This window comes from Bacillus sp. AR13-1 (assembly GCF_008042285.1).
GTDB classification, from domain to species: Bacteria; Bacillota; Bacilli; order Bacillales; family Bacillaceae_G; genus Bacillus_A; species Bacillus_A mycoides.
Window position 1 is genome coordinate 125817 of the sequence record NZ_QNUA01000001.1, and the last position, 16180, is coordinate 141996.

Consider the following 16180-nt stretch of genomic DNA (forward strand, 5'->3'; position numbering starts at 1 on the left):
CAGCATCTTGCACTTTATTATCAAAGTAGGTTACTCTTATAGATAATTCCCAGAGTAATTACATGTTCATATACAAAATAAATAAAATAGCACACTAGAACTGCATAATAAATCAACTTTTGATCTTTATCTGTAAATGACTTCACAACCCAAGAAATTAATATTAACTGATACAATCCAAAATATATGGAGAATCTAGCAAATATCCAATTTTGTGTTGAAATAATCATAAAAACAAGACCTAATATAGACATATTTACAATATAATCACTTTCAGGGAATAACGCCCTCATTTTATCTTTCCCAAGGTAAGCCAGTATAATTGGCACTATACTCACAGCAACCCTAAGTATATTGGCACCACCTTCATGAAATTCCTTATATTGACCATATTGAGTATTTCCAATTGCCGAAAATAAAACTTCCGAAAACTGATTAAAACCTATAACTACACATACTGCTAAAAAAAGAAGCAAATATGTCGTTCCTGACCAGGCTTTTTTTCTTACAAAAAAGTAGATTGGCACAAGAACTAATGCACTTGCATGAAATGTTGATGCGCATAATACAATTGCCATATATTTTTTCCATTTTCCTTCAAAAATATATTTTGTGGCAGCAAAAATAATTGCAGCGGCTAAATATTGCCTAATCCCATTCATTGATGTTAAATACATACCCGACGTAATATAAACATATAAACTCAATTCAATTAGTCTTGAATATTTATATAGTGTTGCTACAATGAGTACATTTGTTATCAATGCTGTAGTAAAAACCATTACTTGAGGATCATCCGCATATTTTTTCAAAACCATTTGAAAAATATTAAAGCCCATGTCTTTGTTAGTTTGAACATACTCCCAATTAAACTCCGTTATTTTATATGCATGCATATAAAAATAAGTATCCCCAATATTATTCCGAAGTCCCGCTACCAATACAAGTGATAGAGCCGCCATTAAAACCAATAATCTATTTGGCTTTATCAATGTAAAATTATTAGTTACAGGTATAGCAAAATACCTTGCAAAAAATGCGAGTATGAATACGATAAAAAGATTCATCCAAAGTATAGTCATTATTATGTCCTCTCATTTACTTACTAAGTAAATCCCTATATATTTACTTCCATTCTTGTTTTCATTGTAATGTAACTATAAAGAATAACTCCAAATGGCAATGCGCAAATCGTAAGACCTTTGCATGGCGACTCTTGCATAAATCTTTTATTTTTCGCTATAAAACTACTAGATACATAATGTACAGCTTGCCTATACTTGAATACTCGATTAGTAAATGGTAATTTCATAAGTTCCTTACGATAAAAAGCAAAACCTCTTGGATTTTTACGATATTGATTTAGCATATTCATTGATGAACCGTCAGGCATGTATTCAACATAGCAAAGAGGTTCGTTCATCAGTAACATCTCATACTGCTGATCTAACATATAATATTTATATGCTAACCCAACATATTTTTCATTTTTAAAAATTGGGTATGGATATTTCTTAGTCAATTCTGTGCGATAGACCAATTTTTTATCACCTGTGACACCATGTTTGTTGTAAAGATTAAACAACGTGGAATATTTAAGGTTTTCTGGTAACTTTGAGCCAATTATTTGCCCATTTGTATACAAATCCAATCCAATTATCCCACTAACTTCATCATTCCCATATCTACTCCAAAAAGAAAGGATTTTTTCTACAGCATCGTCTGGCATATAATCATCAGAATCAATACAAATATTTAACTCCGTATCAATCATTTCGTATGCTGTATTGTGAGCACCATGCATCCCTTGATTTTGTTGCCAATGATACATAATTTTTATATATTTTTCAGCAATCCAGCTATCCACCAATTCTTTTGTGTTATCACTAGATCCATCATCTATTATTAACCAAATAAAATTCTTACATGTTTGACGTTTTAAACTCTCATAACAATTTGTAAGACAATATGCTCTATTATAAGTAGGGGTGAAAATCGTTAAATTCTCCAAATTACTCACCTCGAAAGTACGGAATAATAGTCGTGAGTTAATTCTGCCGTATGTTTTATATCGTAGCCTTTCTCCAAAAATACTTGAGCTGGTATTTCCCTCGGAAAATTACTAATTTCTATATTTTTCATTTTTTCTATCCAAGCCATTTTATCTGCTAGAGGAACATGTTCAACTAGATTCATTCCCAAATCCACTTCTTTCGTAATAGCATCCGATATAATACAAGGCAAACCAACTCCTTGCGCCTCTATGAGAGTAAGTGGCAATCCCTCATGTATGGATGGAAAAACAAATACATCAAATGCTTGAAGTATCCTTTCTATATCAGCTCGTATCCCAAGAAACCTTATATGCTTCTCCAAATTTAATTCCCTCACTTGATTTTCAATTTCCATACGAAGTGGCCCTTCGCCAGCTAATAAAAGAATTGAATTCGGCCTAAATCGAGTTAACTGCGCAAATACTTCTATAAGGTAAGCATGATTTTTTTGATGAGCAAATCTTCCAACATGGCCAATAACAAGAGCGTCTTGCTCAAGCTGTAATTCTTCTCTTACATGTTTTCTCATTTCTGGAATGAACAAAAATCTATCACAATCAATTCCATTTTTTAAGATTCTAGCTGTATCAGCTTTATCTGCAAATAACCATCTCGCAGCTGCATTTGAGCATGCTAACAAATGCGTTGCACATGTACCTATAGATTTTCCTGCATACCATTTATAGATTTTTGCAGTAGCACCACCTTCACTACTAGTATTGTGACTATGTGCAATCCTAACTGGCACCCTTGCTTTTTTAGCTGAACGAAGTACCAATCCACTCATTTTATCCATATGTGAATGAACGATTTTATATTGCGGATGAGAGCTAAAGAAGGTATTTAATGCCTTTATATAGCCTCTATGACCAACATCCGTAACATATGGAATTCTATGAACTTTTCCGCCCAACTTTACTATTTCTTCATCAAACACTCCTTCTTTACATGTTAAAAAATCAAATTGAACTTTGGAACGATCTATATTGCGATATAAATTCATAATTAAAGTTTCGGCTCCGCCTCTATTCATATTTACGACTACATGTAATACTCTCAATGGAGTGCCCAATTTAAATCCTCCATTCCATCCATATATGTTGTATAAATTTCTTGTTTCTCTTTCAACACTTCGTTAACTGAATATTCACTTGTAATAATAGTACGTCCACACTGTCCAAACTGAGCTTGTAATTTAGTATTTTTAGAAATAGTATTTATTCTTTCAGACATCGTCTTTATATCATCACGATCTATAATCCAACCATTTTTATTACTAATAATTAGCTCCCTATGTCCCCGATTGTCCGTAGCGATAACCGGAATTCCACAAGCCATAGCTTCCATAATATTAACTGGTAAACCTTCCCGGTAACTCGATGCAACTGCAAGATCAGACATCTGTAACAAAGAGGCTATATCATTTCTATAACCAAGAAAGTGAACCATATTACTCACGCCTAGTTGAGTCGTTATTTTTTTGCACTCTTCCATTAACGGTCCTTCTCCAGCAAGCAAAAGCTTCGCATGTGGCATTTCATTTTTTAATTGTGCCAATACACGGATTAAAAAGCTTTGATTTTTATTCTTATTAAATTCAGCAGCATAAAACATTAAAAAATCTTCTGATTTATAGCCACATTGTAGCTTTAATTCTCGTTTCTCAATTTCAGTTACAAGAGTAAACCGTTGTACATCTATTCCTACACCGTGAACTAGCTTAATATCTTTCACTGGAAAGCGATGTTTAACTGCTAAATCATAATCTTCTTGGTTAATTGTTATTAGACAATCCGTATGAGAAGCTAGAATTCTTTCAATCGGATAATAAAGCAACCAATTCATATACGGTGATCCTTTACAAAAGTGAAATCCATGTGCTGTATATACGACTTTCGTTCCTTGCCGCCTGGCTTTCTGAGCAGCTAAACGAGCAATTACTCCTCCCATAGGCGTATGACAATGAATGATATGATATTTATTTTGATCAATAATTGATTTTAGTTTTTTATATGCGTGGATGTTTTGTATACTAAGAGGTGACCTTTGAATAGGAATATTATATTTTCGAGTTACGTACGGAAGATGTATATTCCCATTCGCTGCAACATGTACTTCCCATCCTTGTTCTGAAAACCATTTCAAATACGGTAAATGAAAAGCCTTAAAATGATAATCTACAGTTGCACAAAACAGAACTTTTTTAGACACCATCCCACGCACCCGTCTTATATAAATTTTTTCTATTGACCTGATACAGGTATTAACAGTTTTAAAGTTTTACGCTGATTTACTAACTTTAACAATCGTTTTCTTAATTCTACTTCGTTTAAATCTGTATAACTTGAAATAAACTCTTCAATTTCTTCTATACGAACATTCATTTCTTGTCCTACGTAAATCCTCGGATGAATTTGCTTTTCATTCATTTCATCTTCTTTTAGTAATTCTTCAAAAAGTTTCTCCCCTGGGCGTATACCAGTAAATTCTATTCCTATTTCATCCACAGAATTTCCTGATAATCGAATAAGATTTTTGGCAAGGTCGACTATTTTCACTGGTTCTCCCATATCCAATACAAAAATCTCTCCACCTTTAGCTAAAGCACCAGCTTGCACTACGAGTCTTGATGCTTCCGGGATTGTCATAAAATACCGAACCATATCAGGATGAGTAACTGTAACTGGTCCACCATTTTGAATTTGCTTCTTAAATAAAGGTATAACACTCCCTCTACTTCCTAAGACATTCCCAAAGCGTACAGTAACAAACTTTGTATGACTTATTTTATCTTTATGTTGAATTACCATCTCAGCTAATTTCTTTGTTGCTCCCATAACACTCGTCGGGTTCACAGCTTTATCAGAGGAAATCATAACAAACGTTCCTACTCCATGTGCTCTCGCTGCCTCTGATACATTCATAGTTCCAATCAAATTATTTTTAACAGCCTCTTCAGGATTATTCTCCATTAGTGGTACATGTTTATGTGCAGCTGCATGATATACAACATTTGGAAGATGTTTATTCATTATTGAATTCATCTTTTTTTCATCTTGTATATCTGCGATTTCAGGAATAAACGTGCCTTTCATATCTCCATATTTTCTGTTTAATTCCATTTCTATAGAATAAATACTGTTCTCCCCATGCCCTAGTAAAATCAACCTTTTCGGCCTAAATTTTGCAATTTGTCTACAAATTTCCGAACCAATCGAACCTCCTGCACCAGTAACTAAAATAACCTTGTCAGTTATATAATCTGAAATAATATCCACATCAAGTTCTACAGGATCACGCCCTAATAAATCCTCTACTTGAACATCCCTGAATTCGTTCACCGATACTTTACCCGTTACTAAGTCTTCTAACATCGGAAGAATTTGAGTTTTCATTTCTGTTTTTAAACATCTTTTCAAAATAACATTTTGCTCTCTTTTGTTTAATGAAGGAATTGCTAAAATTATTATTTCAATATTCAGTTTTTTAACAGCATACTCAATTTGATTCTTACCACCAATTACTGGAATACCCCAAATATCAAGGTTATGTTTTTTTACATTATCATCAATAAATGCGACTGGCATTAATTCGGCAGCACTATTCTTTAACAACTGCCTTGCAACCATTGTCCCAGCAGATCCCGCACCAACAATTAACGTTCTTTTTTTATCACCCTTTTTTACATAATAAATATCTCTGTACATTCTCCATATAAAACGTGAACCACCAATTAATAAAATATGAATCATCCAAGTTACAACTAACAGCCGAAAATACATTTTTTGCATGATTAGTTGCTGCACAACCGCTGTAGCAATTATAGAAAATGTAACAACTTTGCATATAATGAGTAATTCTCCTATACTTGCATATTCCCAAGCTTTATTATACAACTTATATATTAAAGCAAATAAATGATGACTGACTAGTAGAGTGATAGAGCTAATAATTGATGATAAAGTGATAACACTAAAGCTAGCATTTACAAAGAAATAACTAAAGAAAATAGCACTTAACACAATCATTGAATCCATTAAAAGCAATAACGATATCCTCCGCCGATACGTCATGTAACTTCCTCCTTTAATCAATTCCATACTTAACTCTTTCAAATTTAAAGTTTCTAACTATATTCTCTTTATTAAAAACACATAGTTAGAAACTTTAATAAAATAGGGGCATCTAACCCTCCCTCACATTACACTCTTGATGACTCGCATCTAAGGTTGTTTTCACAACCCACAGCATAATCGAGTGCCTCCGTTGATAGCGGTAAGGAGACATCACCACATCGTATCCCTTTAAAAAAATTCTTTATAAAGAACATCCTGATATAAGGATATTAAATTCATTTTTCTAAAGTACATTTATGTTATTTATACTTTTCCATTCAAAATCGCACCTAATATCCTACTTTTCGTAAAACTTAACGCCCTTTTCGTTTCAAGCGCATCTTCATTCACAGTATGATTATAACGTATCACCAATAATACACCTTCACACTTATCAGCCAATACACTTGTATCTGTTACTTCTAGTACAGGAGAAGAATCAAATAATATAATATCGTATCGTTCCAGCGCCTTTTGAATTAACATATCCATTGCATCTGAACTAAGCACTTCAGATGGATTAAATGGTACTGGTCCGCTAGTTAATACATCCAGACTTTCCATCTCTGTTTTTTTCACGGCGCCCTCTAAAGTTGTTTTTCCGTTCAATATATCAATTAATCCAATTGTATTTTCTACTCCAAACATTTCATGAATCGTTGGTGTTCGTAAATTTGCATCTATTACCAATACTTTTTCACCTTTTTGTGCTATTGAGACTGCTAAATTAACTGTAATCGTTGATTTTCCTTCACCATACCTCGGAGAAGTAATAACTATAGTTCTGCTTTTATGAATAGATGAAGATAATTGAAGGTTTGTTCGAAGCGAACGATACTGCTCCGAAATTTTCGATCTTGGAGCGGTATGTACAATTATACTTTCTCCTTTAACTTTATTTGTTTTTCGTCTATTTTTGTAAGCCACTCCGTTCCCTCCCCCAATAATACCGTATTTTTTTTACTGAATTTGTCTTTCACATTTTTTCTATTCATTTTAGATATTCCGCCCAAAACAGGGACATCTAACAATTGTTCAATTCGCCGTTCCGATTTGATTCTCTCATCAAGTGAATCCAATAAAAAAATGAATCCAATACTGAGCACCATACCTATAGAGAATGCAATTAGTATCGTCTTAAAGTGATTTATATTTATAGGCATAGAATTTTTTTGAACTGGGTCTTCTGGTAATATACTCACATTATTAAAATTCAGTATATTCGCTACTTCTTTCTTATAAACAACGGCTGTAGTATTTGCAATTTTATGAGCAAGCACAGGATCTATATCCACTACATTTATTCTCATAATCTGGGACCCTTGCACACTTTCTGTACTTATTTGTCCACTTAATGCACCTGCAGATCTGTTAATATTCAATTCAGCAGCCACTTTTTCTAATATTACAGGCTCATTTACCATCGCTTTCAATGTATTCATCGTTTCAGCATTAGCTTGAACAATAACTCTTGCTGAAGAGGCATATAATGGTGTTTTTACATATATAGTATACATCGCTCCTGCTACTGTTGTGAGAGTTGTAAATAATAGAATGATCCAAATTCTTTTCCGTATAATAGTAAATAGATTTTTCAAATTTATTTCCTTATCCATAACTTCCCTCCTCATTTAAAACCAATGAGCTTCAACTTGAAATTGGCATCGAAAACTTAAGAAAAAAAACAATATTTTCATTCTTTTTAATATACAAACATTTCTAGTTAATGCCATTTTAGTTCTTTATACAGAACGAGTCAACACAAATTATTTTCACTAAATTACTTCCTGATGACACTAAAAAAAATGCGACAATATTCGCGTTTTTTCACTGTAGATAAATGACGAAAAAGCCCTAATACCGTAGTATTAGGGCTTTTTTCTCTCTTAGTATAGAGACATATATTGGTCGCGTTCCCATTGGTGAACTTGCGTGCGGAAAATATCCCACTCAATTTCTTTTGCTTCAATGAAGTGCTCAAGTAAATGATCACCTAATGCGCCACATACGATTTCATTAGATTGTAAAGTAACTAACGCTTGCGCTAATGTTGCTGGTAAGTCAACGATACCTGCTTCTTCACGCTCTTCTTTTGTCATTACGTAGATGTTACGGTCTACTGCAGCTGGTGGAGTTAATTTATTTTTAATTCCATCAAGACCTGCTGCTAATAATGTAGCCATTACTAAATATGGGTTCGCAGCTGGGTCAACACTACGTACTTCTACGCGTGTACTAATACCACGAGATGCAGGAATACGCACTAATGGACTACGGTTTTGTGCAGACCATGCTACGTAACATGGAGCTTCATATCCAGGTACTAAACGCTTGTAAGAGTTTACAGTTGGGTTTGCTACCGCTGTAAATGCTGGCGCATGTTTTAAAATACCTGCGATGAAGTGACGAGCATCATCACTTAATTGTAAATCACCGTTTTGATCGAAGAATACGTTCTCACCATTTTTAAATAGTGATAAGTTACAGTGCATACCTGAACCGTTCACACCGTATAATGGTTTCGGCATAAATGTTGCGTGTAAACCATGTTTACGAGCAATCGTTCTTACAACAAGCTTGAATGTTTGAATGTCATCACATGAGCGAATTGCATTTGCATATTTAAAGTCAATTTCATGTTGACCTGGCGCAACCTCATGGTGAGATGCTTCAATTTCAAAGCCCATTTCTTCAAGTTCAAGAACGATATCACGACGACAGTTTTCCCCTAGATCCATCGGCGCAAGGTCGAAGTATCCACCGTTATCGTTCAATTCCAGTGTTGGATTTCCTTTTTCATCAACTTTAAATAGGAAGAATTCTGGCTCTGGTCCAAGATTGAAATCTGAGAATCCTAATGCTTCCATTTCTTTTAACACACGCTTTAAGTTGTTACGTGGGTCGCCATCAAATGGAGTACCATCAGCATTGTAAATATCACAGATTAAACGAGCTACTTTACCTTTTTCAGCTGTCCAAGGGAAAATTACCCAAGTATCTAAATCCGGATATAAATACATATCAGATTCTTCAATACGTACGAAACCTTCAATAGAAGATCCATCAAACATCATTTTGTTATCAAGAGCTTTTGTTAATTGGCTCACTGGAATTTCTACGTTTTTAATTACCCCTAAAAGGTCCGTAAATTGCAGACGGATATACTTTACATTCTCTTCTTTCGCCAAACGGAAAATATCTTCTTTTGTGTACCTAGCCATTATAAATTCCTCCTTAGTCCCTCTAAACACCTTCAGAATCAGTTATCTTTAGTGAAAAAACCTTGAAATGTCACCTTGTCGCAATGAGGTCCGATTAAATCTACCTGTATGTTGTAGTTCATCTCGAAGAATTTTGCGAAGCTCGGATTTTGAAATTTCTTTCGTTTCTTCTTTTACTTTCACTGCTTCTGTTTGATTTTCTTTCATTTGCAATACTTGTTTAATTCCGGCCATATTTAAGCCTTGATCTAACAAATCTTTAATTTCCAACAATTTATCTACATCGTTAAATGAAAATAATCTACGATTCCCTTTTGTACGGGTTGGAAAAATAAGATTATGCTCTTCATAGTAGCGAATTTGACGTGCAGATAATTGTGTTAAATCCATTACAATACCAATTGGAAACAGCGGAGCAGAACGTCTATCTTCTTTCATTGTTTCAGTTCCTCCTTCGCCTTAACTGTTTCTCATTTTACACCATGTTATGTTTAGTGTCAATAGATGTTAGCTTTTCTTACATGATTTTTTTATGATTTTTTTCATTTTTTTTCTAATGGCACAAATCATTACTTTCACACGAAAAAAGCTGCCGAAATCGACAGCTTTCCTTTAAGAAATTGTTAATAGTTTTTTTTCAATTAACGCATCAATCGCAGAACAAATCGCAATCTTTACATGCGAATAAGTTAACCCACCTTGCACGTAAGCAACATAAGGCGGACGAATCGGACCATCAGCCGACAGCTCAATACTTGCACCTTGAATAAACGTCCCCGCAGCCATAATTACATCATCTTCATAACCCGGCATATAGTTTGCATATGGAGTGAAATGAGAATTAATTGGAGATGCATATTGAATCGCTTGACAGAACGCAATCATACGATCTTTATCATCAAATTGAACAGACTGAATTAAATCTGTTCTTGGTGCATTCCAAGCTGGTGATGTATTCATCCCTAACTTTCCTAAAAATGCAGCTGTAAAAATCGCACCTTTTAGCGCTTGTCCCGCTACATGCGGCGCTAAGAAGAAACCTTGATACATTTCTTGCAAACTGTATAAAGATGCCCCTGCTTCCGCACCGATTCCTGGAGATGTTAGACGATATGCACACGCTTCAACATACTGCTCTTTACCAACAATGTAACCACCAGTTTTAACAATTCCACCGCCAGGATTCTTAATAAGAGAGCCTGCCATTAAGTCCGCACCAACATGACATGGCTCTTCTTCTTCAATAAATTCGCCATAGCAGTTATCTACAAATACAACAACATCAGGTTTAATCTCTTTCACAAACGCAATCATCTCTTTAATTTGTGAAACAGTAAACGACGGACGAGTAGCATATCCTTTTGAACGCTGAATACCAATCATCTTCGTATTACTATGGATCGCAGCTGCAACAGCTTCAAAGTCCACAAATCCCTCTTCAGTTAACGGAACTGCGTTATAACCAATATTATATTCTTTAAATGAGCCTACACCTTTTCCGCGTACACCAACGATTTCTTCTAACGTATCATATGGTTTTCCTGTTATGTATAGCAGTTCATCTCCTGGACGTAAAATACCGAATAGAGCTGTCGAAATTGCGTGAGTACCTGAAATAATTTGCGGACGAACAAGACCCGCTTCTGCCCCAAATACATCAGCATACACTTTTTCTAACGTGTCACGACCAATATCATCATAACCATAACCTGTCGTCGGAATAAAATGCGAATCGCTAATTTTGTGTTTACGAAAACTTTCTAATACACGAAATTGGTTACTCTCAATCACTTCATCCACATGTTTATGTACTTCTATAATTTGACTTTCTACTTCTTTTACGATTGGAGCAATTTTTTCTCCATTTTTCAAACGATCAAACATTATTTTCTCCTTCTTCCACTAAAAATCTCTTTAATTGCCCCTTAAGCGATGAATGAGCAAATATATACCCTGTACAATCATATACAAATTTATCTTCTAGAAACTCCATTTTAGTTAATATTGTTTCTGTCTTTAAAAGCGTTAATAACCTACCTTCACTCGGAGGGATTTCCACTTGATAATCATCCATTTCTTCCTTCATCTTCGTTTCTATCGCTTCTTTTATACGCAATAAATCACTTTCTTCAAAAGCACTAGTCATTAAGAAATCACTTTTCGGAAATGGAATGAAGTTTTGATGCAATTTATCTTTTTTATTATATAACGTAATAATAGGAATACGATTAATTTCAAGGTCCGACAATAATTGTTTTACTGTCTGCTCATGCCCTACATAATTAGGATCTGCAGAATCAACAACATGTAAAATAACATCCGCTTCCCCAGCTTCTTCTAACGTAGATCGAAAAGCAGCAATTAGTGACGTAGGTAAATCTTGTATAAAACCAACCGTATCAGTCAAAAGCACTGTATAACCAGAAGGTAACGGCATCTTTCTTGTCGTCGGATCTAGCGTTGCAAACAATAAGTTTTCTTCAAATGTATCAGCTTCCGTTAATCTATTAAACAACGTAGATTTCCCTGCATTTGTATACCCAATTAACGCAACTTGAAACACTTTATTATCTTTTCTTCTCTCACGATATCTCTTTCGATGCTCCACAACAACCGCAAGTTGTCTCTTTATTTCATCAATACGAGATCGAATATGACGACGATCTGTCTCAAGCTTCGTCTCTCCTGGTCCCCTTGTACCAATTCCACCACCAAGACGCGATAAAGCAAGACCTTGTCCCATAAGGCGCGGCATTGTATATTGCAATTGAGCTAATTCTACTTGAAGCTTACCCTCTCTCGATTTCGCACGTTGCGCAAAAATATCTAGTATTAACTGCGTTCGGTCAATCACTCTCGCATCTAATACTGAAGATAAATTCCGAATTTGACTTGGTGTTAACTCATTATTAAAAACAATAACAGCTGGTTCTAATTCTTCCGTCAACGCTGCAAGCTCTTCTAGTTTACCTTTTCCTATATAAGTCGCCGGATGAAACTTCGGGCGCTTTTGCGTCGTTGATACTAACACTTCCGCTCGCGCAGTTTTCGCTAGCGATGCAAGCTCTTTCATGGAATGCATAAATTTTTCATCATCATCTTGTGGCAATTGACAGCCAACTAATATGATTTTTTCTTTTTCTTCCATCAAATATGTTCACTCATCCTTTTCGAAATTTAAACCTTCTAATATAATAGCAGAGGAAGCACATTTCATCTAGTTAGCGGGGGAGAAAATTCATGGCATGGGAGATTTTTAGCATCATAGGCACAATCGCTTTCGCACTAAGCGGAGCCATTGTTGCAATGGAAGAGGATTATGATATTTTCGGGGTATATATTTTAGGAATGGCAACCGCATTTGGGGGAGGTGCCCTTCGTAATTTATTAATCGGTTATCCAATCGTCGCGTTTTGGCAACAAGACATGTTATTCCAAATCGCACTATTATCAATGACGATCATTTTTCTTTTTCCTAATAAATTAATTAAGCATTGGAAAAAGTGGGAAAACATCACAGATGCCATCGGCTTATCAGCGTTCGCCGTACAAGGAGCTCTATACGCCCAAAAATTAAATTTACCAATTAGCGCTACAATTGTAGCTGCTGTTTTAACTGGCATTGGCGGCGGTATTATTCGTGATCTTTTAGCACGTAGAAAACCTCTCGTCCTTCGAGCTGATGTATATGCGTTTTGGACGATTTTAGCCGGTTTTTTGATTGGCGCTAAAGTCATCGTTAGCGATTGGGCTCTATACACCTTATTCATTTTAATTGTTTGCTTCCGCATGGTTTCTATTCATTACAAATGGCATTTACCGCATAGACGCATCGATACAAAGGAGCGCTCAATGCATAAATAGCAATCTAACCTCTTTACATATCGTAAAGAGGTTTTTCTTTTCTAACGAGTTTTTCTTTACATAATGTTTATACTAATTTTTAAAGCGAGGTGAATGCAAATGACAAACCATGTTAATAAAGGAGCTCAAAAAAGCTCAGTAAACCAATTTGGACATGATCCAAATTCAGCGCACGAAAAGAGCGCTAAAATGGAACGTCTTCATAAAACTCACCAAGAAAAAGCAAAAAAAGAGTAAACGAACTTATGCATAAAAACAGACGCACAGTTTACGTACTGTGCGTCTCCTCTTCAAGCATTAAATCCATACTTGATATCCCAATTAAATCATATTTATCATACGTATCCTCTTGTAACAATCGCATAGCTTGTGTACGAATCGATTTTTCAACAATATTCCGTACGTATCGCCCATTACTAAACGATGTAATTTGCGACGAATACTTTACCGCATGTAAATGATCTCGAAATTTCCACTCCGCTTCTTTAGATAACTGATATTCACGCTCCTCATACATTCTCTTTCCAATTTCCAACAGCTGATTTACCGAGTAATCCGCAAATTCAATAATAAATGGAAAACGAGATTGTAACCCTGGATTTAATGAAAGAAAATGATTCATCTCTCTTGAATATCCAGCTAAAATTAATACAAAACCGTGCTGCTTATCTTCCATATGCTTCACAAGTGTATCAATAGCTTCCTTTCCAAAATCCTTCTCTCCCCCCCGCGCTAAAGAATACGCCTCATCAATAAACAAAATACCTCCCATGGCCTTTTTTATTAAATCTCTCGTCTTTTGCGCTGTATGACCGATATACTCCCCCACAAGATCAGCACGTTCTGCTTCAACTAAATGCCCCTTCGATAAAATATTCATCTCAAACAACAATTTCCCTATCATTCTAGCAACGGTTGTCTTCCCAGTACCGGGATTCCCCCTAAATAACATGTGAAGCACTTGCTTCTCAGATTTCAACCCCATCTCTTGTCTTTTTTTATTTACATAAATCCAAGCATAAATTTCTTTTATTATCTTTTTTATTTCATCCATCCCAACAAGCTTTCCCATCTCTTCTTCAATTCTCTGCAACATCTCATGTTTAGTAGTGGTTTCACTTGAAATTACCGTTTTATTTTCTGATGCCGGTAACGAAATTTTCTTTCGATGGTTTAATACAATATTAATTTGATTGTTATTTTTCTTACGCATCGATTGTTCCATACAATCACCTCATTTTATCCACTCACCAAATATTATTATTCCAGTCCCTCTTGCAAATGCCTATTTTCAGAAAAGTTTGCTATAATATAAGAAATAATCAAGGTGGTGGGACTATGGAAACAACGGAATTCCATGATACAATACAAGCCTTTTCTATTTTTTTATTGAATAAAGGCCGAAAGTCTTCAACCATTAAACGTTATGTTTATGACATTGAAGATTTTGGACATTGGTTAGAAAAAAACAAAAAGCTCCCTTCCAGTAATATATGGGCAACACTTTGTACAAAAGACTATGAAGATTACTTTTCAGACTTAAAAAAGAATCGACACTACTCTGAGAAAACAATGCATCGTGTATTTATTGTATTAAATAGAATGCATCATTTTCTTAACATTCCAAATCCATTGAATGATATGGAAATTACTATTCAACCAAACCGTGCATTGCGTAATGAAGATTTCATTTCATCCGATGAAGAAAAAAGATTAAAGCATATAGTCACTTCATTAGAAGGACTTTCAGAAAAACAACGTCCCGTTCGTCCATTATTAATGGATCGTAATATCGCTATTTTAAGTATATTAATCGACTACGGACTATCCTTACAAGAGCTTACAGCATTAACTATGCATCACGTTCATTTTGAAACTAATACACTTTCTATTCCAGCAACCGCAGGAGTAGAAAGAACAATCACATTAGCAATCGAAGACAAAAAACAACTGTACACATATTATAAAAGTATTCCAGAACCAGTTCGTCCTAAATACCATAGTAATGACCCGTTGTTTGTTGCATTCGATTTTAACCGCGGAACATACAGATGGGTATACGAAAACGATGCACCAAAAGCACTAACAGAAATCGCTATCCAAAAAATGATCCGACTTGAAGTAGCAAGAGCCAATTTACGTAAAGGCATTTCTGGACAACATTTCCGGAACACGTTTATTTTACGCCTAATAAAAAAACAAACCCCAGAGCCAGAAATCATAAAATTAGTTGGCTTCAAATCAAAAATTTCACTAAAGCGATATTATCAATATGCTGAAAATAAAAAAAACGCCCTATAATAAGGCGTTTTTTTATTTTTTTCTCGAAACACTCAATTTCACTATGACCATTTAACTATTCCCTGCATCTACTATGATGAGTTTCGTTCACATTCTTATCAGAAAGGAGAGATTTAATGTCTCGCTTTAACGACAATCAAAATAAATACTCCAATCCATGCTTTCCAACTAGCGCTGGACGAATTCCAACTACCCCAACGATTCCAATTACTAAAGCGCAAATTAGAACATTCCGTGCAATCATTAACGATTTAATAAAAATAATCCCTAAACTTTTCGCCAATCCATCTCCCAAAAACATTGAGAATCTAATAGATACATTGCACCTACTAAGCAAATTCATCTGTTCACTAGACACTACTTCCGCTCTGAAAGCACAAGGATTAGCCATCATTAAAAACTTAATAACTATATTAAAAAATCCAACCTTCGTAGCAAGTGCTGTATTTGTTGAACTTCAAATTTTAATTAATTATTTACTTTACATTACAAAGTTATTCCGAATTGATCCTTGTACACTCCAAGAACTCCTTAAATTAATTGCAGAGTTACAAACTACTCTAGTTAATTCAGCTTCGTTCGGCAGAGGACCTACTGGACCTACTGGACCTAGAGGTAACACGGG

Annotated in this window: 16 protein-coding genes; 4 read left to right on the top strand and 12 right to left on the bottom strand. The window is 35.0% G+C overall.

Translation table 11 applies throughout. The annotated features are described in order from the left end of the window. Positions 1 to 20: 20 nt before the first annotated feature. The 11 genes from DN408_RS00670 to hflX all read right to left on the bottom strand — a co-directional run bounded on the left by DN408_RS00670 (position 21) and on the right by hflX (position 12538). Positions 21 to 1082: an EpsG family protein gene (locus tag DN408_RS00670; RefSeq protein ID WP_078178276.1), complete on the bottom strand. Its 1062-nt coding sequence runs from the start codon at positions 1080 to 1082 to the stop codon at positions 21 to 23. Between the two features lie 35 nt (positions 1083 to 1117). After that, positions 1118 to 2011 (bottom strand): glycosyltransferase family 2 protein, encoded by an 894-nt coding sequence (locus tag DN408_RS00675; RefSeq protein ID WP_002128603.1) that lies wholly within the window; start codon positions 2009 to 2011, stop codon positions 1118 to 1120. Positions 2012 to 2016: 5 nt separating this feature from the next. Continuing rightward, on the bottom strand, positions 2017 to 3126 hold the full coding sequence (locus DN408_RS00680; protein WP_002128605.1) for a glycosyltransferase family 1 protein: 1110 nt from the start codon (positions 3124 to 3126) through the stop codon (positions 2017 to 2019). After that, positions 3111 to 4268, bottom strand: coding sequence for a glycosyltransferase family 4 protein (locus DN408_RS00685; RefSeq protein WP_050000627.1), 1158 nt, complete (start codon positions 4266 to 4268; stop codon positions 3111 to 3113). Before DN408_RS00685 ends, DN408_RS00680 begins: the two co-directional genes overlap by 16 nt. A 29-nt stretch (positions 4269 to 4297) precedes the next feature. Beyond that, a complete protein-coding gene (locus DN408_RS00690; protein ID WP_050000626.1) occupies positions 4298 to 6127 on the bottom strand; it encodes a polysaccharide biosynthesis protein in 1830 nt (609 codons plus the stop codon). 306 nt (positions 6128 to 6433) lie between these two features. After that, positions 6434 to 7096, bottom strand: coding sequence for a CpsD/CapB family tyrosine-protein kinase (locus DN408_RS00695; RefSeq protein WP_002128609.1), 663 nt, complete (start codon positions 7094 to 7096; stop codon positions 6434 to 6436). Continuing rightward, on the bottom strand, positions 7045 to 7785 hold the full coding sequence (locus DN408_RS00700; RefSeq protein ID WP_002128610.1) for a YveK family protein: 741 nt from the start codon (positions 7783 to 7785) through the stop codon (positions 7045 to 7047). Before DN408_RS00700 ends, DN408_RS00695 begins: the two co-directional genes overlap by 52 nt. 270 nt (positions 7786 to 8055) lie before the next feature. Next, on the bottom strand, positions 8056 to 9390 hold the full coding sequence (glnA, locus tag DN408_RS00705) for a type I glutamate--ammonia ligase (protein ID WP_002014472.1): 1335 nt from the start codon (positions 9388 to 9390) through the stop codon (positions 8056 to 8058). Between the two features lie 48 nt (positions 9391 to 9438). After that, positions 9439 to 9828 carry a transcriptional repressor GlnR gene (glnR, locus tag DN408_RS00710; protein ID WP_002014475.1) on the bottom strand — a complete coding sequence of 130 codons (390 nt, stop codon included), beginning with the start codon at positions 9826 to 9828 and terminating at the stop codon, positions 9439 to 9441. Positions 9829 to 10002: 174 nt separating this feature from the next. Next, positions 10003 to 11274 carry a methionine gamma-lyase family protein gene (locus DN408_RS00715; protein ID WP_002128611.1) on the bottom strand — a complete coding sequence of 424 codons (1272 nt, stop codon included), beginning with the start codon at positions 11272 to 11274 and terminating at the stop codon, positions 10003 to 10005. Then, positions 11267 to 12538, bottom strand: a complete 1272-nt coding sequence (hflX, locus tag DN408_RS00720) for a GTPase HflX (RefSeq protein WP_050000625.1) — start codon at positions 12536 to 12538, stop codon at positions 11267 to 11269. Before hflX ends, DN408_RS00715 begins: the two co-directional genes overlap by 8 nt. A gap of 92 nt (positions 12539 to 12630) precedes the next feature. On the opposite strand from hflX, the gene DN408_RS00725 reads away from it, so the two are divergent. Both DN408_RS00725 and DN408_RS31170 read left to right on the top strand, forming a co-directional pair. Continuing rightward, the gene (locus DN408_RS00725; protein ID WP_002014478.1) at positions 12631 to 13254 is read left to right on the top strand and encodes a trimeric intracellular cation channel family protein; all 624 of its coding nucleotides are present in this window, start codon (positions 12631 to 12633) and stop codon (positions 13252 to 13254) included. Positions 13255 to 13353: 99 nt separating this feature from the next. Next, positions 13354 to 13491, top strand: a complete 138-nt coding sequence (locus DN408_RS31170; protein ID WP_002087943.1) for a hypothetical protein — start codon at positions 13354 to 13356, stop codon at positions 13489 to 13491. A 31-nt stretch (positions 13492 to 13522) separates the two neighbouring features. Here the strand turns inward: DN408_RS31170 and spoVK are convergent, their stop codons facing one another. Next, positions 13523 to 14479: a stage V sporulation protein K gene (spoVK, locus tag DN408_RS00730; RefSeq protein WP_002014481.1), complete on the bottom strand. Its 957-nt coding sequence runs from the start codon at positions 14477 to 14479 to the stop codon at positions 13523 to 13525. A 113-nt stretch (positions 14480 to 14592) separates the two neighbouring features. On the opposite strand from spoVK, the gene DN408_RS00735 reads away from it, so the two are divergent. Both DN408_RS00735 and DN408_RS00740 read left to right on the top strand, forming a co-directional pair. After that, positions 14593 to 15555 carry a tyrosine-type recombinase/integrase gene (locus DN408_RS00735; RefSeq protein WP_002128613.1) on the top strand — a complete coding sequence of 321 codons (963 nt, stop codon included), beginning with the start codon at positions 14593 to 14595 and terminating at the stop codon, positions 15553 to 15555. 116 nt (positions 15556 to 15671) lie between these two features. Continuing rightward, positions 15672 to 16180, top strand: a 509-nt coding sequence (locus DN408_RS00740; protein WP_129146776.1) for a collagen-like repeat preface domain-containing protein, incomplete at its 3' end; no start/stop codon positions are given.